We start from the raw sequence: 17,895 nt of genomic DNA on the forward strand, positions 1-17,895 counted from the left end.
CCGAGGAGGTGAGACCCATGAACGTTGTAGCGATGTGGGTGCTCCCCCTTGCCGTCACGGTCGGGCGATTGACGTAGGTGTCGCCGGGAGCGCCCTGCCAACACGGCACTCCTGAGAGGCAACACCTATGCAACCTGCGCAATTCACCGCCGAGCCGCCGTCGACCGATCGCACGCCCCGCACGTACGACGTGATCATTGCCGGGTGCGGGCCGACCGGCGCGATGCTCGCCGCCGAACTGCGGCTGCACGACGTACGGGTCCTCGTTCTGGAGAAGGAGACCGAGCCGGCGTCAGCCGTCCGCATCGTCGGCCTGCACATCCGCAGTCTCGAGCTGATGGCGATGCGCGGACTGCTGGATCGCATCCTTCCGCACGGAAGACAGCGTCCGGCCGGCGCCTACTTCGCCGCCATCCCCAAACCCGCGCCCCAGGGCCTGGACTCCCGGTACGCCTATCTGCTGGGTATCCCGCAGCCGGTCATCGAACGTCTGCTCGAAGAACACGCCATCGAACTGGGCGCGCGGGTCCGGCGCGGTTGCGCGGTCGCCGGTCTCGAGCAGGACGACGAGGGTGTGACCGTCACACTGGCCGACGGGGAACAGCTGCGGTCGCGCTATCTCGTCGGCTGCGACGGCGGGCGCAGCACGGTGCGCAAACTGCTCGGCGTCGGCTTTCCCGGCGAGCCCGCCCGGACCGAGAGCCTGATGGGCGAGATGGAAGTGGGCGTCCCGCAGGAGGAGATCGCCGTCACGGTGGCCGCGGTCCGCGAGACCCAGCAGCGATTCTGGCTCCGACCCGCGGGCATCGGGGTCTACAGCGTCCTGGTGCCCGCCGCCGGGGTCAGCGACCGCGTCGAACCGCCCACACTCGAGGACTTCAAACACCAGTTGCGCGCCATCGCCGGGACCGACTTCGGCGTGCACTCCCCGCGCTGGTTGTCCTGCTTCGGCGATGCCACGCGGCTTGCCGAACGTTATCGGGTCGACCGGGTGCTGCTGGCCGGCGACGCGGCGCACATCCATCCGCCCATCGGCGGACAGGGCCTCAACCTGGGCGTCCAGGACGCATTCAACCTCGGCTGGAAACTGGCCGCGCGAATCCGCGGCTGGGCGCCGGACGCCCTGCTGGACACCTACCAGGCCGAACGCCGTCCGGTCGCCGAGGAGGTGCTGGACAACACCCGAGCCCAGACGGAACTGCTGTCCACCGAACCGGGCGCACAGGCCGTGCGCAGGCTGCTCACCGAGCTGATGGACTTCGACGAGGTGAACCTGCACCTGCTCGAGAAGATCACCGCCATCGGCATCCGCTACGACTTCGGCGCAGGCCCCGACCTGCTCGGTCGCCGCCTGCCCGACATGGACGTGAAACAGGGCCACCTCTACGGTCTGCTGCACCGCGGCCGCGGCCTGCTGCTGGACCGCGCCGAACGCCTCACCGTTGGCGGCTGGTCAGACCGGGTCGACTACCTCGCGGACCCCACTGCGGCAGTGGACGTTCCGGGTGTTCTGCTCCGCCCCGACGGCCACGTCGCCTGGATCGGTCAGGACCAGCGGGACCTGGACGACCACCTCTCCCGCTGGTTCGGCAAGCCCGCCCACTGATCTCGGCTCGTCAGGGCCTCGGTGAGAAGCAGTCGCCATGCTGGCAACGGCGACACCTACCGACGCGCCGGCAGGCGGCCAGGTCGCCGTCTGCCGGCGCGTCACCAGTGAGCCAGCAGTGGATCGATCACCTGTTGATGCTGGCAGACTGATCGCATGACAGGTCTGAGCGCCGAACTCTTGGTCGATGGTCGTGGCCCGCAGACCCCGGCGCTCGCCCCGAACGGGCGCCTGCTCTGCTACGTCCTGGTGCCCGTCAGCCGGACCGGTGACCACCTCGACACCGAACTCTGGCTCGTACACACCGATGGCGCCGTCGCGTCACGCCGGGCGACCGCCGACGCCGCGACCGAGTCGCAGCCGCGCTGGTCGGCCGACTCGGCGACACTGTTCTTTCTGTCCGACCGCGCCGACCGCGGTACCACGCAACTGCACGGGCTCACCCTCGCCGACGGCACGGTAACCACGTTGACCAGTTGGCGCGTCGGTGTTCTCGACCATCTGCCGCTCACCGACTCCAACCTGGTCGCTCTGCTCGCCGAGGACGAACCCACCGAGCAGGACACCCGCCGCGCCCGCGACCGTGACGACGCCATCGTCGTCGGCGAGCACGAACCACGTGCCCGGTTACGCCTGCTCGACCTGCCCACCGGCCGGGTCACCACCCCGGAGGTGTTCGGTGACCGGCACGTCGTGGAACTGCGGCAACGCCCCGACGGCGGCCCACTTGCCGTGCTGACGTGGGCCAGCGCCGACAATGATCAGGGCCCGCGCAGCGGCCAACTGCACCTGTTCGACCCCACGACCGGGACCGCGGAGAACCTCGGACCGGTGGAGGTCGACGCACGATCTCTGGCCTGGTGGCCGGGCGAGGACGGTTGGCACCTGAGTTATATCGCGCTCACCCCACCAGTTCTGCAGGCCGGCACCGCCGTGTTCGACCTGGCCGTGGACAGCGGCGTCGTGCGCAACCGCACCGCCGGCCTCTCGATGTGCCCTACCGAACTCTGCCAGACCGATGCCGCCCCGCTGGTGGTGTTCGCCGACGGCCTGAACACGACAGTGGCCCTGCTCGATCCCACCGACCTCACAACCCTGTCGCATCACCCCGGACGACTCGACAACCTCACCACCACCCCTGCCGCCGACGAGATCGCTGTGCTCACCGGCACCCGATATCAGCCCTCGAACGTTCACATCGGAGCGCCCACCGGCCCGCTGCGAAGAATCACCAACACCCGCCCGGAGCTGGACGGCGTCGCACTCGGCACGCAACAACCGCTGGACTACCGCGCCGCAGACGGCCTCGACCTGGACGGCTTGCTCGTACTGCCGGTCGGAAGAACCGCATTGGAAGGCCCATTTCCGCTGGTCACGATCGTGCACGGAGGCCCGTACGATCGCTATGCCGATCGTTGTCAGTTGTTCTGGTTCCCCAGCGCGCAGTGGCTGGCCGCCGCCGGCTACGCGGTGTTGCTACCCAACCCGCGCGGCGGCCAGGGCCATGGCCACCAGTTCGCCGCCAGCGTCGCCGGCCGGGTCGGCCAGCAGGAGTGGACCGACATCCTGACCGGCATCGACCTGCTCGTCGCCGAGGGCATCGCCGACCCCGACCGGCTGGGCATCGCCGGCTGGAGCCACGGCGGCTACATGTCCGCCTGGGCCATCGGCCAGACCGACCGCTTCCGTGCCGCGCTGGTCGGCGCCGGCATCATCGACTGGGGCATGCTCGCAGCGACCGGCGAGAACGGCGAATTCGAGGCCGCGCTCGGCGGCAGCACCGGCTGGTCCGGCATCGGCCCACACCCGCATGACGCGGTCAGCCCGATCTCCTTCGCGAGCCACATCCGCACGCCGGTGCTCATCTTGCACGGCGCCGAGGACACCAACGTTCCCCTCGGACAGGCCGAGTTCCTCCACCGGGCGCTGCGCCACTTCGACGTCGAGCACGAGTTCGTGATCTACCCGAGAGAGGGCCACTCGGTCCGGGAACGCAACCACCAACTCGACGTCCTGCGCCGGACCCGCTCCTGGTTTGATCGCTGGCTGCGGCCAGGACCGGCACGCGGATCAGAGGTCGTTGCCTCCCCTGGTCGTTGATGTAGCTGGCCGACCACGCGGTCTCATCGAGCCGCGCCAGCCGGTGGCTCACAAGTAGGGGCGTCATCGCTGCTCCCCGCCCACCAACTACCGGCTCGGTCTTCCGGTCAGACGCGGGTGGACCGTCAGCGCTGGGCTGTCTCGCCTCAACGGGTGTCGATGAAGGACGGCTCGGTTGTATTCTCCGGTCGAACGGGGAGGACAGATGTCAATGGACCAATCGATGGGCGGGGGGTTCGCCCGCATGCTGGCCGCGACCGTCGGTCCGCTGCGAGCCGCCGGTTCTGCACCAGAGGATGACGAGACCGCGCGCCGCCCGCGGGCGGGCGAGTTCAAGCCGGCGTTAGCTGAGAGGCAGACGCGGATGTCGCGGGGTTGCGTCGGGTGAACGGCTTCGAGGTCGATCCGGCGTTGCTGCGGTCCGGCGGGGACGCCGTGATCGACGTCGCCAAAGGGTTCATCGGTGACCTGGAGAGTTTCGAGTCGCAGATGCAGGGCTTCGGCGAGCCGTGGGGCGCCGACGACATCGGGTCGCTGATCGGCGTGGCGTACACCACTGTCGCGGCCTGGGTGCTCGACTGCATCGGCGAGTCGGCCGAGGAGATCGGGTCGGCGGGCAGCGACCTGACGCTGATGGCCGACAACTACGAGGCCGCCGAGCAGGACGCGGCCGGCATGATCCAGTCTCTCCGCGGACAACTGGACTGACGGCATGGGACTCCAACTGCCGGGGGAACTGATCACCGCGCTCAGCTGGCTCGGGTACACCTGGCCCGAGGCCGACGAGGAGAAGATCTTCGAAATGGGCCAGGCTTGGCTTGCCTTCGGCGGTACCGTCGGGGCCGCCGCGGGCCAAGCCGGGTCAGCCGCGACCGCAGTCTGGTCGCAGCACAGCGCCGAGTCGGTGCAGGCGTTCCAGAAGTGGTGGACGGACGCCGAGAGCGGGCCGGGCACCCTGCCGAGCTACTCCCAGGCGGCGATGCTGATCGGCACCGGTCTGATGATCTGCGCGGCGATCGTGCTGGCGCTGAAGATCCAGATAATCGTGCAGCTCGCGATTCTGGCGTTTCAGGTGGCGCAGGCCATCGCGACGGCGGTCGTCACCTTCGGCGCGTCACTTCTCGAGATTCCGATCTTCCAAATCATCATGCGGGAGATCGTTGGCCTGCTGATCGACCAGGTCCTCTCGGAGCTGATGGATGCCTAGCCACAAGCCGAAGAGCTCGAAGCCACGCGGCGACGTGCCGAAGGCGAAGGTCGGCAAGCTGGTGGGCAAGGCGGTCGAGGCCGCCGCCACGAAGCCGAAGAAGCGAGCCGAGCCGGTCACCCGCAACAACGACCTGCCCGAGTTCGTCCTCAAGATCAAGCGCAAGCCGTTCTACAAGAAGGGGCCCTTCGACCGCAAGGTCAGAGCGCTGCAAAAGCTCAGTGACGAGGGCAAGCTGTTCAAGCAGGCCAACCCCGTCGACAAGGACCCCGAGCTCACCAAGGCCTACCGCAAACGCGTCCGGGACGCAATTCTCGCCAAGTACTGGCCACCGGGCGGCAAAGCCACCGAGGAGGGCAAGGCCATGGCGAGGAAGCTTCAGGCCCGCCTGGACTCTCTCGATGTCGATCATGTGTGGGATCCGCAGTTAGGCGGGCCGGACACCGTCGATAATCTGAGGCTTCTGGATTCCGACACGAACCAGGACATGGGCAACGAGTTCTGGCAGATGATTCGGAAGCTGCCCGACGGAACGCCGATCCGAATAGAGGTGATCCCATGAATCCCGACTTACGGGAACTCATCGTGGAGCTGCGCGCCGATCTGGAGGCAGACCAGCCCGCGACGTTGCTGTGGGCGCAGATCAATCAGGGCGCGCCGGTCGACAAGATCTCCGACGATGTGCCGCAGCCGGTCCGGGACCTGCTGGAGGTCGCCGACGGCGTCCGGGCCGGCGACTTCGAACTGTGGGGCACCGTCCACCTCGACTACCGGCGGGACATGCTCGGCCACATGCCTGAGTTCACCGGAGTGGCCGACGAGCCCGCCGAGTGGTATTACCTCGGCGTCCTGGCCCGGGAACCGGTGCTGCTGCGGCGCGACACCGGGGCGGTCTGGTGGTGCCCGCAGACCAGCAGTGACCCGTTCTATGTGCGGGAGGAGTTCGAGGAGCTGATGCCGAACCTCGAATATTTCCTCGCCGGCTACGTGTTCGGTCCCCTGTACGTCGATGTCGCAGGCGACGACGAGTGGTGGGGTTTTCTCGACGAGCACGGGCTCACCACCGCGGACGAGGACGACGAGGAACCGGACGAGTGACAGTTACGTACGAGCAGCTCATCGACCTGTGGGGCGCCGACGGGGTGCTGCACTTCCCGGTCGACCGGTTCGACGACATCCTCGGCCCGATCCGGCCGGAGACCTTCCCACCCAACGGCGCCTTCCCGACGGACGTCCCGATCCTGTTCACCGTCGACGTCGCCGTCCAAGGCTTGGAGCTGTTCTCGAAGCTGCGGATCGAAGTCGGCGACGCAGGGCCGCGCACCTACCTCGTCCTGGGCAGCTCTCCCGAGGACAGCCAGATGCTGTTCTGCCTGGACACGCTGGCCGGCGGCGTCGAGTTGCTGGATCTGGAATCACCGAACTTCGAGCAGGTCAACACCACGTTCGCGGCGTTCGTCGAGTTCCTCTACCGCCTCGGGCAGCTGATCGCGAACGACCCGGGCGGCCGGGAGCGTGCGGCCCGCGCTGCAGCTATCCGCGCCGACCTGACGATGGTGGACCCGTCCGCATTCGCCGACCCGGAGGCGTGGTGGAGCCTGGCCTTCGGTCAACTGGAGTCCACCGCCCACTGACGACCGGCGAGGGGCGCGGACGGTCACAGCCCGCATGAATACCTGTCCGCCACGTCGTTCGAGACGAAAGCACCTCTTTTGACGGGCTCGTGGCCGACAGCGAAGGCCACCCACGTCCTGACCTCGCCACGAAGTCCGCCCGCTCATGGCGTCTCCTGCGTTGACACGAGAAACCGACGGCCTTGTGCCGATGGCGACAAGGCATCCGCGTATCTCGTGCTGAGCCCCCCGGCCACCTGACGACTGCGTGGCACCGCACCTGCTCAGGCGTCGCGCGCCATGTCCTTCGAGCCTTCCGGACCCTCCTGACGGGATTGCTGAATTGTTGTTAACGATAATTTGATAAATACCTGCCACAAAAGGGGCGAAACGTATGCGCACCATAATGACAGTTCCTGTGCGTAAGGAATCAGGATGTTGTGTTGACGACCCTGCACGGCTCTGGCGGCCAGCTCACGTGCTTACTCATCCGCTCCGAACGGAAGCGGTGACGTGACGGCACATCGGCTACGCCAGCGTGTTCACCGCAATGACCTTGGTGTGGTGGTTGGGCATCGCCATCGCCTGTGCCATCTGGGCCATCGACGTCGTCCTCGCCATCAAGGCGTACTGCTCACCGAACTCGGCGTCCGAGACAGCGCCGTACGCGCTCAGTCCACCTGCCGCCCGTAAGCCGCCCGTGCTGCGGCAACCTCTGCGGCCTGGCGGACACGCCACCTCCTCTGGGCCTCGCTGTTGCACACACGACACACCTTGCGGTAGCGGCCACTCGCGGGATCGATCTCACGCTCGTGCCCATGGCGGCAACGCGGCTGCTGGGTGCGCTTGCGGCAGTTTTCGGCGTGTGTCACCTGCTGCAGATGAGTGGGTTCGATGCAGTCCGGCACGCCACAAAGGTGGTGCACGTCCAAACTCGGGTCGTAGCCACCCACGAAGACAACGTAGGCCGTGATGTGGGCCCAAGCCCTCCCGGCGACCTTCTGGTACACGCCCCGCTGGCCACCGTAGCCGCAGACGATCAGGCAGCCGTCGTCTCGACGAACAGACCGATCGATGAGGTGCGCCCGCAGAGTCTCCTCCGTGAAATGTCGGGACAAGCCCTTCACCTGCGACAGCATCTCACCAGGCTAGGTCAGTGCTCCGACATCTTCGACCTGCTGGTGCCCCGACCCGGCGGGCGCTCTGCCTGAGCAGGGCCGTGGCGACGGATGCCCCATGGTCGGGGTTGAGGAGGACACCTAGGTGTTGCTGGTCAGGACGTTGGCGACGGCGCATAGTGGTGGGCAAGGTCGGTGGCGAGGGCGCGGAGGTGAGCCCTGGCTTCGGTGGGGCCGTGCACGGTGATGGCGCTCCCGAAGGGCAGTAGTGCTCGCACGTCCTCTAGATGCAGGAAGCGGATTGTTACCTTGCGGCCGGTGGCGGATTCCTCATGGTCGTCCCGGACGAGTTGTAGGCCAAAGATCCGTTGCGCTCGCTCGATCTGCGTCTGGTCGATGGTGGCGCTGACCTCTATCCCGTGGTTGTGTTCCCACTGAGCAGTGAGCGCTGCAGCGACGGTGGCCAGGGTCTGGCTCTCGCGGAGCCGTCGTGGCTGGTCGACTTCTTTCCACGTCGTGATCCGTTCGAGTCGGTACATCCGTGGCACTCGGGCACAGTCGGCGACGAGGTACCAGATGCCAGCCTTGGCGAACAGCCCGTAGGGATCCACGACCAGGTCGCGTGGGCATGACTCGCGCGGGCTGTCGTACTCGATCCGTAGCCGGCGGCCTCGCCGCACTGCGCCGATCAGCGAAGCCGGCGTCGTGCCGGAAGCTCGTGCCTGACGCCAGGGACGGCTGTCCACGTGCACTACGTCGGTGAGCGGCAGGAGCTCATGAACTCGACGTGGCTGTGTAGCGGCGATCTTGGAGAGCGCGCGCTGGCTTTCGACCGATGCGTTGAGCTCCGCGCGTTGCTTCTCATCCAGTCCAATGAGCGAGAGATGATCACGCTCGCCAGGCGTGAGTCGCGTGAGGTCGAGCCCGGACCCGGGCAGCATGGTCACGCCGCCGAGGCGGCCCCGGTGCGCGGTCACCGGAAGGCCAGCATCGCGGAGCCAGTTCAGGTCTCGGGTGATGGTTCGAAGGGAAACCCCGAGCGTCGAGGCAAGTTCCTGTGTGGTCGCGCCATCCCTCGATTCGAGGAGCAGCATCAGGGTGAAGAAGCGGTCCGGGGTCACCCACCAAGTTTTTCAAGAAATTGCGACACGATGCGGCGCATATCCCGGTCAGGCTGGTGGATGCGTACCTACGACCTGTGCGAAGGAACAACCATGACCAGATCCGTCGTGTCCATCGTCTATGTGAACGACGCTCCCGCCGCAGCTCGTTTCTACGGCGACCTCCTCGGCCTGAGCCCTTCGTTCGAGACTCCGGGATACATCACCTTCGCCCTCGGGCCAGGCGCTGACCTCGGTCTGTGGTCTGGCCAGTTCGAGGATCTGTCGCCGGACGTCCCGCGTACCAGTGAGGTTTGCCTGGCCATCGGCGGTGGACGACCCGACGAGGTCAACGCGATCTTCAAGCAGTGGCAGTACAAGGGGGTCACGATCCTGCACGAGCCGCACGATGCGGGGTTCGGGCTGACCTTCCTCGCAGCCGATCCTGACGGGAACCGTATCCGGGTCGCACCGAAGGGCTGAAAGGCCACAATGCGGCAGGCGCGCACGTCACGTGTCGCGCCTGCCGTAGAGGACCACGAGTGCCCCACGTCGACGGTGTACTTCTCGGAGGTGTACGTCTGCGGGCTACGGCGATCTTCTCGGGGGGTCATCTTGTGGGGCCGGCCACCGTGGCGCGCAACAGATCAGCTACTGACATCCAGTGAGAGATGCGCGCTGATAGTCAGGTGAGAGGTCTCAGCGCTCGAGCGGAGCGCTCCTGGTGCACCCGGTAGCGCAGGTGAAGCACCCGGTTGCCCTGAATCACCACGTCAGGGTCCTCCAACAGGTGCTGCGCCTGGACCGACCCGAAGTAGCGCTTGCCGGACCCGAACACGACGGGTACGACGTCCATGCGCACCTCGTCGACCAGGCCCGCGGCAAGCACCTGGCCACCGACGTCGCCAGCGGCGACCTCGACGATGCGGTCACCCGCGAGCTCCTGCGCCTTGGCCACGGCTGCCTCGACGCCGTCGACGAAGTGAAACGGCGCCTCTGGGTCCCACCCCTCGGGCTGCGGCCGGTGCGTCACGACGACCGCGTGGTCGACCCCGCCCGGAGGCTTCCCGTCCCAGCCGTCCGTCATGTCGAAGACGTGGCGGCCGGCGATCGTGACTCCGATCTGGTCCCAGTACGACCGGGTGTAGTCGTAGGACGTCTGCGACACCTTCAGCACTGCGCTCTCGTCCAAGGAGACGTCACCGCTGGACAGCCAGTCGAACAGCGGTCCGGGCTGGTCGTTCTCGTCCGCGATGAAGCCGTCCACCGACACCGAGCCGTACATGACCACCATGCCCACGGGGCTCTCCTCTGCTTGGGGGTGCCCCCAAGTTAGCGTGTCGTGAGCTGTCGCTCTTGTAAGAAATCAATCGGCTGGCAGCGGCCAGCCGTCCAGCACGTGGCCGGGATGTTCGCGCAGGAACCGCCGCCGGACTTCGAGGTACCGGGTCGGCGTGAGCCCGGTGAACGCCCGGAACTCGTGGCCGAAGTGGGCCTGGTCGAAATAGCCCGCGCCACCGGCGAGGTCGGCCCAGTCGATCGGATCGGCGGGGTCGATCGCGAACACGGTGGCGACGAAGCGGTAGGAGCGGGCCAGCCGCTTCGGCGTGACGCCGATGAGCTCCTTGAACCGCTGCGCCAGGTGAATGCTGCTGACACCGGCTGAAACCCTCCGGCCGAGAGCACCGTGTCACCGTACCCACGTCCCGCCACAGCAGAGCTGCCGTAGCGTCGCCGGGGTGGGTCTGCTGTTGGTGCTGCGCGCTCCGCTGCCGCGTCGGAAGAGCCTGGGTCGGGCTACCCGCGCGCAGCGGCGGGAGCGCTATCGCGCCGACGCCGAAGAGTGGGCCACGGCGCGGGAGCGCGGCTTGCTGCTCGACGTGCCGGTGGAGGAGTTGCTGCCGTTGCTGAACGCGGCCGGCGGTAACCGACTTCCGATTTTGGGTCAGCTCAACCCGTGGTCAGATGGCGTACTCGTTCATGAAGATCTGCCGCAGCTCGATGCTGACGTCGACCGTCTGGGGGCGACGGCTGCTGACGACGCGGAGCGTGGGCTGGTGGCGGAGCTGAAGGCGTTGCTGGCGCGTTGGCGTGACGAGCCTGGCCTGGCGCTGCACTGGTATGGCGACTGACGGAGATGCGAAGCTCGCGCAGAGCGAGCTGGGCGAAGCCCCGTCGGCGTCACCGACACACGTCCGGGTCGGAGACGCCGACGACCGTCTCAGGTGCGGATGCCGTAGTGCAGGGACGCCACACCGTTGCTGAAACGGCGCTCGCTCAGTAGCTCCAGGCCGAGGCGGGTGCCGCTGGGCAGCCCGGGCTTGCCTCCGCCGGTGAGGATGGGGTGGATTAGCAGGTGGCACTCGTCGACCAGCCCGGCCCGGAATGCCTGCGCCGCGAGCTGTGCGCCCCCGATGGTGAGGTCACCGGTGGCCGAGGCTTTCATGGCGCGTACCGAGGCGGGATCGAAGCTCCCTTCGAGCCGGGTCCTGGCAGTCGACGTCGAGTCCAGCGTGGTGGAGTAGACGACCTTGTCCGCTGCCTGCCAGACGTCGGCGAAGTCGGCCCTCAGCTTCGACCCCGCGGCCAGGGCGGAGTCGGTCTCCCAGACAGCCATCGACTCGTACAGGCGCCGACCGTAGAGGTAGGTGCTCATGGGCCGCATGAGATCGGTGATGAACGCGAAGTAATCGTCGCTGGGTGGGGTCCAGTCGAAGCGGCCGTGTTCGTCCTCGATGTATCCGTCGAGGGACACGTTGGTCACGTAGATCAGCTTGGCCATGGCGCTACACCTCGACGTCGACGGCGACGGGGTGAGCATCCCGCAGTGTGGCGTCCAGTTTGGAGAAGGCCTCGTTCCAACCCTGGTTGGCGGGAGCGGCCAGCTGCTCGCCGAGCCACTGACGGATCTCGAGTCGCGTCCGTCCATCGGCCTCGTCGTGGAACTCGACCCGCATCCTTGTTTCGTGCGGCTCGATGCCGTCCGGCAGTTGCCCGGTGACGTGCGCGATGCCGTCGAGCAGTTCGCCGTCGACGACGTCGGTGAGGTCGATGTGGACCTCGACGCGAAGGCCGGGTTGGGTCGGGAAGACCTCGGTCCACCGCTGGTAGCCGCCAGGGCGGACGTCGAATTCCATCTCCTCTCGGGGCAGTGAGTTGCCGATCGGTCCCCACCATGCCGCCAGGTGGTCCGGGTCGGTGAAAGCGCGGTAGACCAGCTCCCGTGGCGCGTCCACCACGCGTGAGATGACGATTGGCGGCCTGTCGCTGTCCATCAGTTCTCCTTGTCGTATGCCCTGGTCGGGGATTCCCTGTCGGAGGTCGCCGGGCCGTGGGCTGTTCGGTCTGTTGCGCGACCGGCGGCCTGCACGGCCGCGAGGTGGGCGTCGAGGCGGGTGAGGGACGTGTCCCAGATCCGCCGGTACCGCTCGATCCACTCGGCCGCTTCACGCAGCGGGGCGGCTTCGATGCGACTCATCCGCAGCTTCCCCGACCGGGTGCGTGAGATGAGCCCCGCGCGCTCAAGCGCCTTCAGGTGCCGCGACACCGCCGGCATCGAGATCGGAAGCGGAGCGGTGAGCTCGGTGACCGTGGCGTCGCGTTCGGCCAACTCGGCGAGAATCGCCCGTCGGGTCGGGTCGGCAAGCGCCGAGAACACCGCGCTGAGTTGATCGCTGCCAGACACCGGGGCCTCCTATCACTTAACCAACACGTTAAATGTAGTGCCGCACAAACGCGTGTCAACACACGCCGAGACATCGCAGTGACCTTCGCGGTGGACGCAGCACGTCGACCGAATCCTCGACCTAGCTGAGAAGCGCGCCAGTGACGTCGTCCGACTCCGCCACCGCGATCGACGCGGCGTGGAGTTACCGGTCCGACAGGCCCGCCCGACGTCCGGTGGTGATGGGGTAGTCGTCGCGTACGCGCGCTCGTGCCGGGGGCATGATCGACGCTCGGGCGGTGAGTAAGGTGTGCACGCCCAGGCCCAGCCGGGTCAGCGCGAGTGCGGCTGCCAGGACGACCACGACGCGAATACCGTGACCGACGTCCGGTGCCCACAGCTGGAGCTTGGCCAGCCCGGCGCCCTCCCAGAAGGCCGGCACCTGCCAGGCGACGCCGACGGCCACCAGCGCGCAGGCACCGATCCAGATGGTGGTGGCGGTGATCGTTCGGCCACGGGAACGGGCCGGCGGGGCGCAGTCACCCCGGCGCCTGCGGAGGACGCGAGCCCAGGACCAGGCCAGCAGGGTGAGCAGCACCGCGGCGACCCCGAGCAGGCCGACCAGAGCCCAGACCTGCATCGGGTCTTCGGTGGCGGTAGCGGGTGAGCCGCCGTGCAGGATGCGGGCGAGGTTGAACGCCCCGGCGCTGAGCGGCGCGTCCATGTGCAGGCCGTAGATGTTGGTCATGATGATCACGGCGAGGTTCGAGTCGGGTGCCAGCACGATGTGGGTGAAGAAGTCCGGGGTCGCGCCGGCGTGCCAGACGATGCGGGTGCCGACGCCGTCCAGGGTGCTGTTCTTCCAACCGAACCCGTAGGTGCCGTGACCGGTGGTCACGGTGCCGGTGTGCAGCTGTCGTGTGCTCTGCGGTCCGAGGATGTGGGTGTCACCGTAGCGGCCTCCGCTGAGCTGTGCGACGGCGTAGTGAGACAGGTCGTCGAGACTGGCGGCGAGGAAGCCGTAGGGCACTCCGGCGGTGTCGAACGGCGCGGCGAAGCGCTGCGGACGGCCGAAGTAGTACCGGTGTCCGGCCGGGATGCCGACGGCGCGGGCCTCGTCGGCGGTGGCCGCGGAGTGCGTCATTTGTAGCGGGTCCAGCACGTGACGGCGTAGGTAGCCGCCGAAGGTGTCGCCTGTGACGTTCTCGACGAGCGCGCCGAGGATCATGTAGTTGGCGTCGCTGTACTGATAGGTCCGTCCGACGGCGGCGGTGGGTCGCACGCTGGCCAGGTCCCGTACGGATCGGGCCAGCGCGCCGGGACGGTTGTCGTAGCGGTCGGTCAGGTCGGTGCTCCACACCTGTGGCAGGCCGCTGGTGTGGGTCAGCAGTTGGCGGACGGTGATCGTCCGGGCGGTGTCCGCGCCGCCCAGCCGCAGCCACGGGAGGTACGTGGACGCGGTGGTGTCGAGGTCGACCCGGCCGGCCTCGACCAGTTGCGCCACCGCCAGTGCGGTGAACGACTTGCTTGTGGACCCGAGCAGGAACGGGGTCTGCGGGGTGATCGGTCGGCCGTCACCGTCGACGCCCCAGGCGCCTCGCTGAAGGACCTCGTCGCCGCGAATGACCGCGTACGCCAGCCCGGGTGCCTTGATCTGCTTGAGGTACGTGCGCAGGTAGCGTTCGCCGGCGGCGAGGTCGTCGACAGCCGCGGGGCCGGCCGCGACCGGGGCGGCCAGCCCCGCGGCGGTCACCATCAGGCAGCCGGCCACGGCGATGAGCCGTCGGGTCCGCGTCAGCGCGTCAGTCCAGGTGCTCATGTGGCGCGTCCTCCCTGTCGGTGGGCCGTCAGCCGATCTGACTCAGCAGCTTCTCGAGCGCGGCCAGGCGCTGCCGAACCTCGCCGAGCTCGTCCCGCACGCCCTTGATCTCGTCGGCCGTGGCCTGGGCGCCGATGGCGCTGCGCTCGGCCAGCACCCGGTAGCCCTCCTCCCGAGCCGCCGCGTACCGGGCGCGGTAGATGCCGGTCCCGATGAGACCGGCGACCACGATCACCGCCGTCACGATCACCACCGCGGCGATGGTGGAGGTCTGCGCGATGTCCAATGCCACCTGATGGGTCATTGCTCACTTCTCCTGTTCTGCGGCCGGCCCCGAGCCGGTCAGGTTCTGTGCGGCCAGTGCGATCGCGTCCAGGTCCAGGGCCACGGTGAACGGCACCGCCTGGACGTACTTCACCGAGCTGCCGTCTGGTGCCGTCACCAGCTCGCCGGTCACCAGGCCGGCCGCTTCCAATTTCTGTAGGTGCATGTAGAGCAGCGGCCGGTTCATCTGCAGCTGGCGCGCCAACTCGCTGACGTAGGTCCGCTGCCGGGCCACGGCGGCCAGGATTCGCAGCCGGTGCGGGCTGGCCAGTGCAGCCAGCAGCGACACGAGTTCGTCACCGGTCGGCGAGGTGCCGCTCATCCTGGTTTCCCTTCTCAATGAAGGCGTCAGATTTCTCTGACACCCCCTGTCAGGCAAGTCTGACAGGGGAGGGTCGCAGGTGTCAACGGACGCCGTGGCGCGCGCCGATCACTGACCCCAGGGCGGTAGCCAGACCTCGATGTCCGGTGTCTGTGCTCGCCGGGAGGCGAGGTAGTCGCGCAGTGCCCGCAGCGCGGGGTGCGGGTTGTCGTCGCGCCAGATGAGTGACATGGGATAGATGGGCGCCGGCTCCCGCACCGGTACGCGCCGCAGGTCGTAGCTGTCCGGCCACAGGTACCGGGTGCGTTCCCCGGCGAGGGTCGCCAGCTGCGCGGAGTCGGCTATCTCGGCCAGCAGCGCCTCGTTGCCGAAGACCGGCCCGACGAGGTCGATGGTGAGGCCGAACGCGGCGGCGAGTTCGTCGTAGTAGTCGGCCCATTCGGTGCCGGGGGCCAGGCCGGGCATCCAGATCCGGTGCTCGGCGAGCTGCGCGGGCGTGACGGTGCGGGCGTTGGCGAGCGCGTGGCGGGGGCCGACGAGCAGCTCGTGGTGCTCGTCGATCACGCGGGTGGCTCTGATCGCGGCGGGCAGGTGACGGGGAGCGACGGTGACGGCGTGGAAGGTGGCGTCGACCGTCCCCGCCTCAACGGCGGCCATCGCGGCGTGGACGTCGGCGTCGAGGGTGACGACGTCCAGCTCGATGCGGGGATGCGCGCGGTGGAAGTCCTGCAACAGCACCGCCGGTGCGATCCGTCGGCTGTGCACGTCGACGCGCAGTGCCCGTCGGCCGGGGCGCACGGAGGCGTCGGCGCGCGCCTCGGCCCGGAGCAGTTCACGGGCGTGCGGCAGGAAGGTCTGACCGTCGACGGTGAGGTGGGTGCCGCGCGCGGTGCGGGTGAACAGCCGTACCCCGAGGTCCTTCTCCAGTGCGGCGATGCGCTTGGAGACGGCCTGCTGGGTGATCGACAGCGCGGCGGCGGCGTCCTGGAACTGGCCGGCGTCGACGGCGGCGACGAAGGTGCGGACGGCGTCGAGATTCACCCGGCAACCCTACTGACACAACGTCTGGTTGTGGCTCGCCGCTCACGCGGTTGTTTGATCCCGGGTGAGCGGGGTTGCTTTGATCCTCACGGTCAACGCCGAGTTGTTGAGGCGGGAGGTGTGGGCGTGTCCGCGAGGCGATCCCTGGGGCGGCGGTTCGGCTTGTTGTGGGCGTCGTACGCGGTCAGCGCCTACGGCTCCGGGCTGGGTTTCGGGGCGTTGCCGTTGATCGCCGTGCTGGTGTTGCAGGCCAGCCCCGCACAGGTGTCCGTGTTGGCCGCGCTGGGGCCGGCGGTGGGCGCGCTGATCGCGTTGCCGCTCGGGCCGTGGGTGGAGTTCCACCGCAAGCGGCGGGTGATGATCGCGATGGACCTGGCCCGGTTCGTGGTGCTGCTGACGATCCCCGTCGCGTACGCCCTCGGCCGGCTCAGCTTCGGGCAGTTGCTGGTCGTCTCGGCACTGGTCGCCACCGCCAAGATCGCCTTCAACGCGGCCAGCGGCGCCTTCCTCAAGGCCCTCGTCCGGCCGGACGACCTGCTGGTGGCGAACGCGCGGTTCGAGTCGACGACCTGGAGCGCGATCGCGCTCGGACCGCCGCTGGGCGGGGCGGCGGTGGGCCTGTTCGGGCCGGTCGTCACCATCGTGGCCGACGCGCTCAGCTACCTGCTCTCCGCGCTGGGCCTCACCGCCATTCGCGGGCACGAGGACCACCCGCGGCGCACCGGCGCAGGCCGGGTCCGGGCCGGTGAGCTGCTCGACGGCTGGCGGCACCTGCTCACCCACCCCGGCCTGCGGGCGCTCTACCTCAACCAGCTGCTCGTCGCGGGACTGATCATGGCCACCGAACCACTGCTGGCCGTGCTCCTGCTCGGCGAGCTGGGCTTTCCACCGTGGCAGTACGGCCTCGCCTTCGCCGTGCCCTGCGTCGGCGGCCTCATCGGGTCACGCCTGGCCCGTCGCGTGGTGGCACGCTACGGCCCGCATCGGATCATCCGCACAGTGGGCACGCTCCGCGCGATCTGGCTGATCGGCCTCGCCTTCGTCCAACCCGGCGTGCTCGGTCTCGCCACCGTGATCGCCATCGAGTTCGCGATCATCATCGGCATGAGCCTGTACAACCCGGTGCTCGCCACCTACCGCCTTCAGGAGATTCCGAAGGATCGCATCGTCCGTACCCTCTCTGCCTGGTCGATCGGCAGCAGCGCGACCATCGCCGCCCTCAGCGCGCTCGGCGGGCTGCTCGCGCGGGCCACCAGCCCTCGTACGGCGATCATGGTCGCGGGGCTGATGATCTTCGCGAGCCCGCTGCTGCTGCCCCGGCGCCCGGACGCCGATCGACCGGCACCGGAGCGCCCCGCACGGGTCTCTCTACTATCGCGTGATGTTCCAGCCGACCTACCCGATCCGGACCGCACGGCTCGCCCTGCGCCCGGTCACGATCGACGACCTCGACGATGTGTACGCGTTTCAGCGTCGACCCGACGTCGTGCGCTGGATGCTCGGCGCGGAGCCGCGTACCCGTGAGCAGTCGCGGGTGTCGGTGCTCGCCATGGCAGGCGAGGACGCGTGGCGCGCGGAGGGTGACTGCCTGACGGTGGCCGTGGTCGCCGACGCCGGGGTGATCGGGATCGTGGAGTTGGTGTGGCGCAGCCAGCCCGACCGTACCGCCGAGCTCGGGTTCGTCTTCCACCCCGACCACGGCGGTCGCGGGTTGGCGACGGAGGCCGCCACCGCGGTGCTGGCGTGGGGGTTTGCCGAGTTCGGGCTGCACCGCGTCTACGGCCGGTGCCACTGTCGTAACGCCGCGTCGGCTCGGATGATGGCGCGACTCGGCATGCGGCAGGAGGCCCGCCATGTCGAGAGTTACCTGTTCAAGGGGGAGTGGGCCGACCAGCTCGTCTTCGCGATCCTGGCGCACGAGTGGCGGGCCGGGAACCGCACGCCGCCGTCGTGATCGTCTGCCACGGCGACGTGCGGATCA

At 68.3% G+C, this 17,895-nt stretch carries 21 protein-coding genes and 1 pseudogene; 11 read left to right on the forward strand and 11 right to left on the reverse strand.

The annotated features are described in order from the left end of the window. Positions 1 to 127 precede the first annotated feature (127 nt). The 7 genes from rox (at position 128) to ACLJOK_RS10175 (ending at position 6,547) form a co-directional block, all read left to right on the forward strand. Positions 128 to 1,606 (forward strand): rifampin monooxygenase, encoded by a 1,479-nt coding sequence (gene rox, locus ACLJOK_RS10145; RefSeq protein ID WP_410817853.1) that lies wholly within the window; start codon positions 128 to 130, stop codon positions 1,604 to 1,606. 156 nt (positions 1,607 to 1,762) lie between these two features. Continuing rightward, positions 1,763 to 3,706, forward strand: a complete 1,944-nt coding sequence (locus ACLJOK_RS10150) for a S9 family peptidase (RefSeq protein WP_410817854.1) — start codon at positions 1,763 to 1,765, stop codon at positions 3,704 to 3,706. A gap of 384 nt (positions 3,707 to 4,090) precedes the next feature. Next, positions 4,091 to 4,414 carry a WXG100 family type VII secretion target gene (locus ACLJOK_RS10155; RefSeq protein WP_410817856.1) on the forward strand — a complete coding sequence of 108 codons (324 nt, stop codon included), beginning with the start codon at positions 4,091 to 4,093 and terminating at the stop codon, positions 4,412 to 4,414. Between the two features lie 4 nt (positions 4,415 to 4,418). Next, positions 4,419 to 4,913, forward strand: coding sequence for a hypothetical protein (locus ACLJOK_RS10160; protein ID WP_410817858.1), 495 nt, complete (start codon positions 4,419 to 4,421; stop codon positions 4,911 to 4,913). Further along, on the forward strand, positions 4,906 to 5,475 hold the full coding sequence (locus ACLJOK_RS10165; RefSeq protein ID WP_410817859.1) for an endonuclease: 570 nt from the start codon (positions 4,906 to 4,908) through the stop codon (positions 5,473 to 5,475). Before ACLJOK_RS10160 ends, ACLJOK_RS10165 begins: the two co-directional genes overlap by 8 nt. After that, on the forward strand, positions 5,472 to 6,011 hold the full coding sequence (locus ACLJOK_RS10170; RefSeq protein ID WP_410817861.1) for a hypothetical protein: 540 nt from the start codon (positions 5,472 to 5,474) through the stop codon (positions 6,009 to 6,011). Before ACLJOK_RS10165 ends, ACLJOK_RS10170 begins: the two co-directional genes overlap by 4 nt. Then, entirely contained in the window at positions 6,008 to 6,547 is a 540-nt protein-coding gene (locus tag ACLJOK_RS10175) for an SUKH-4 family immunity protein (RefSeq protein ID WP_410817863.1), read from the forward strand. Before ACLJOK_RS10170 ends, ACLJOK_RS10175 begins: the two co-directional genes overlap by 4 nt. A 650-nt stretch (positions 6,548 to 7,197) precedes the next feature. On the opposite strand, the gene ACLJOK_RS10180 is transcribed toward ACLJOK_RS10175, so the two are convergent. Together ACLJOK_RS10180 and ACLJOK_RS10185 are read right to left on the reverse strand one after the other, a co-directional pair. Then, entirely contained in the window at positions 7,198 to 7,665 is a 468-nt protein-coding gene (locus ACLJOK_RS10180; RefSeq protein WP_410817864.1) for an HNH endonuclease, read from the reverse strand. A 134-nt stretch (positions 7,666 to 7,799) separates the two neighbouring features. Next, complete coding sequence (locus ACLJOK_RS10185; protein WP_410817866.1) at positions 7,800 to 8,765, reverse strand: helix-turn-helix transcriptional regulator; 966 nt, start codon at positions 8,763 to 8,765, stop codon at positions 7,800 to 7,802. A gap of 60 nt (positions 8,766 to 8,825) precedes the next feature. Between ACLJOK_RS10185 and ACLJOK_RS10190 the strand changes: the two genes are divergently transcribed. Continuing rightward, entirely contained in the window at positions 8,826 to 9,227 is a 402-nt protein-coding gene (locus tag ACLJOK_RS10190) for a VOC family protein (protein WP_410817867.1), read from the forward strand. A gap of 202 nt (positions 9,228 to 9,429) precedes the next feature. On the opposite strand, the gene ACLJOK_RS10195 is transcribed toward ACLJOK_RS10190, so the two are convergent. Next, entirely contained in the window at positions 9,430 to 10,044 is a 615-nt protein-coding gene (locus tag ACLJOK_RS10195; protein ID WP_410817869.1) for a dihydrofolate reductase family protein, read from the reverse strand. Positions 10,045 to 10,110: 66 nt separating this feature from the next. Beyond that, positions 10,111 to 10,395: pseudogene (locus ACLJOK_RS10200) on the reverse strand (helix-turn-helix domain-containing protein); the annotation flags it as partial. A gap of 88 nt (positions 10,396 to 10,483) precedes the next feature. Between ACLJOK_RS10200 and ACLJOK_RS10205 the strand changes: the two are divergent. Then, positions 10,484 to 10,876, forward strand: coding sequence for a hypothetical protein (locus tag ACLJOK_RS10205; protein ID WP_410817871.1), 393 nt, complete (start codon positions 10,484 to 10,486; stop codon positions 10,874 to 10,876). 89 nt (positions 10,877 to 10,965) lie between these two features. Here ACLJOK_RS10205 and ACLJOK_RS10210 read toward each other — a convergent pair whose 3' ends face one another. The 7 genes from ACLJOK_RS10210 to ACLJOK_RS10240 form a co-directional block, all read right to left on the reverse strand. Continuing rightward, positions 10,966 to 11,526, reverse strand: coding sequence for a dihydrofolate reductase family protein (locus ACLJOK_RS10210; RefSeq protein ID WP_410817873.1), 561 nt, complete (start codon positions 11,524 to 11,526; stop codon positions 10,966 to 10,968). A 4-nt stretch (positions 11,527 to 11,530) separates the two neighbouring features. Further along, positions 11,531 to 12,019, reverse strand: coding sequence for an SRPBCC family protein (locus tag ACLJOK_RS10215; RefSeq protein WP_410817874.1), 489 nt, complete (start codon positions 12,017 to 12,019; stop codon positions 11,531 to 11,533). Continuing rightward, positions 12,019 to 12,429: an ArsR/SmtB family transcription factor gene (locus ACLJOK_RS10220; RefSeq protein ID WP_410817875.1), complete on the reverse strand. Its 411-nt coding sequence runs from the start codon at positions 12,427 to 12,429 to the stop codon at positions 12,019 to 12,021. The genes ACLJOK_RS10215 and ACLJOK_RS10220 overlap by 1 nt, the downstream gene beginning before the upstream one ends. Positions 12,430 to 12,613: 184 nt before the next feature. Next, positions 12,614 to 14,227: a serine hydrolase domain-containing protein gene (locus ACLJOK_RS10225; protein WP_410817876.1), complete on the reverse strand. Its 1,614-nt coding sequence runs from the start codon at positions 14,225 to 14,227 to the stop codon at positions 12,614 to 12,616. Positions 14,228 to 14,255: 28 nt separating this feature from the next. Beyond that, positions 14,256 to 14,531 (reverse strand): hypothetical protein, encoded by a 276-nt coding sequence (locus ACLJOK_RS10230; RefSeq protein WP_410817877.1) that lies wholly within the window; start codon positions 14,529 to 14,531, stop codon positions 14,256 to 14,258. Positions 14,532 to 14,534: 3 nt separating this feature from the next. Then, positions 14,535 to 14,873: an ArsR/SmtB family transcription factor gene (locus ACLJOK_RS10235; RefSeq protein ID WP_410817878.1), complete on the reverse strand. Its 339-nt coding sequence runs from the start codon at positions 14,871 to 14,873 to the stop codon at positions 14,535 to 14,537. Between the two features lie 108 nt (positions 14,874 to 14,981). Then, positions 14,982 to 15,914 carry a LysR family transcriptional regulator gene (locus ACLJOK_RS10240; protein WP_410817880.1) on the reverse strand — a complete coding sequence of 311 codons (933 nt, stop codon included), beginning with the start codon at positions 15,912 to 15,914 and terminating at the stop codon, positions 14,982 to 14,984. Positions 15,915 to 16,040: 126 nt separating this feature from the next. Here ACLJOK_RS10240 and ACLJOK_RS10245 point away from each other — a divergent pair, with 126 nt between their 5' ends. Together ACLJOK_RS10245 and ACLJOK_RS10250 are read left to right on the forward strand one after the other, a co-directional pair. Further along, positions 16,041 to 17,438, forward strand: a complete 1,398-nt coding sequence (locus ACLJOK_RS10245) for an MFS transporter (protein WP_410817882.1) — start codon at positions 16,041 to 16,043, stop codon at positions 17,436 to 17,438. Next, positions 17,353 to 17,868 (forward strand): GNAT family N-acetyltransferase, encoded by a 516-nt coding sequence (locus tag ACLJOK_RS10250; RefSeq protein ID WP_410819302.1) that lies wholly within the window; start codon positions 17,353 to 17,355, stop codon positions 17,866 to 17,868. Before ACLJOK_RS10245 ends, ACLJOK_RS10250 begins: the two co-directional genes overlap by 86 nt. Positions 17,869 to 17,895: the final 27 nt, after the last annotated feature.

Source organism: Micromonospora sp. 050-3, from assembly GCF_046549335.1.
GTDB lineage: Bacteria > Actinomycetota > Actinomycetes > Mycobacteriales > Micromonosporaceae > Micromonospora > Micromonospora trifolii.

Bases quoted from the DNA above. Each gene is read 5' to 3' on its own strand.
- rox (WP_410817853.1), top strand. From the start codon at position 128: ATGCAACCTGCGCAATTCACCGCCGAGCCGCCGTCGACCGATCGCACG.
- ACLJOK_RS10150 (WP_410817854.1), top strand. From the start codon at position 1,763: ATGACAGGTCTGAGCGCCGAACTCTTGGTCGATGGTCGTGGCCCGCAG.
- ACLJOK_RS10160 (WP_410817858.1), top strand. From the start codon at position 4,419: ATGGGACTCCAACTGCCGGGGGAACTGATCACCGCGCTCAGCTGGCTC.
- ACLJOK_RS10165 (WP_410817859.1), top strand. From the start codon at position 4,906: ATGCCTAGCCACAAGCCGAAGAGCTCGAAGCCACGCGGCGACGTGCCG.
- ACLJOK_RS10170 (WP_410817861.1), top strand. From the start codon at position 5,472: ATGAATCCCGACTTACGGGAACTCATCGTGGAGCTGCGCGCCGATCTG.
- ACLJOK_RS10180 (WP_410817864.1), bottom strand. From the start codon at position 7,665: ATGCTGTCGCAGGTGAAGGGCTTGTCCCGACATTTCACGGAGGAGACT.
- ACLJOK_RS10190 (WP_410817867.1), top strand. From the start codon at position 8,826: ATGCGTACCTACGACCTGTGCGAAGGAACAACCATGACCAGATCCGTC.
- ACLJOK_RS10210 (WP_410817873.1), bottom strand. From the start codon at position 11,526: ATGGCCAAGCTGATCTACGTGACCAACGTGTCCCTCGACGGATACATC.
- ACLJOK_RS10215 (WP_410817874.1), bottom strand. From the start codon at position 12,019: ATGGACAGCGACAGGCCGCCAATCGTCATCTCACGCGTGGTGGACGCG.
- ACLJOK_RS10225 (WP_410817876.1), bottom strand. From the start codon at position 14,227: ATGAGCACCTGGACTGACGCGCTGACGCGGACCCGACGGCTCATCGCC.
- ACLJOK_RS10230 (WP_410817877.1), bottom strand. From the start codon at position 14,531: ATGACCCATCAGGTGGCATTGGACATCGCGCAGACCTCCACCATCGCC.
- ACLJOK_RS10235 (WP_410817878.1), bottom strand. From the start codon at position 14,873: ATGAGCGGCACCTCGCCGACCGGTGACGAACTCGTGTCGCTGCTGGCT.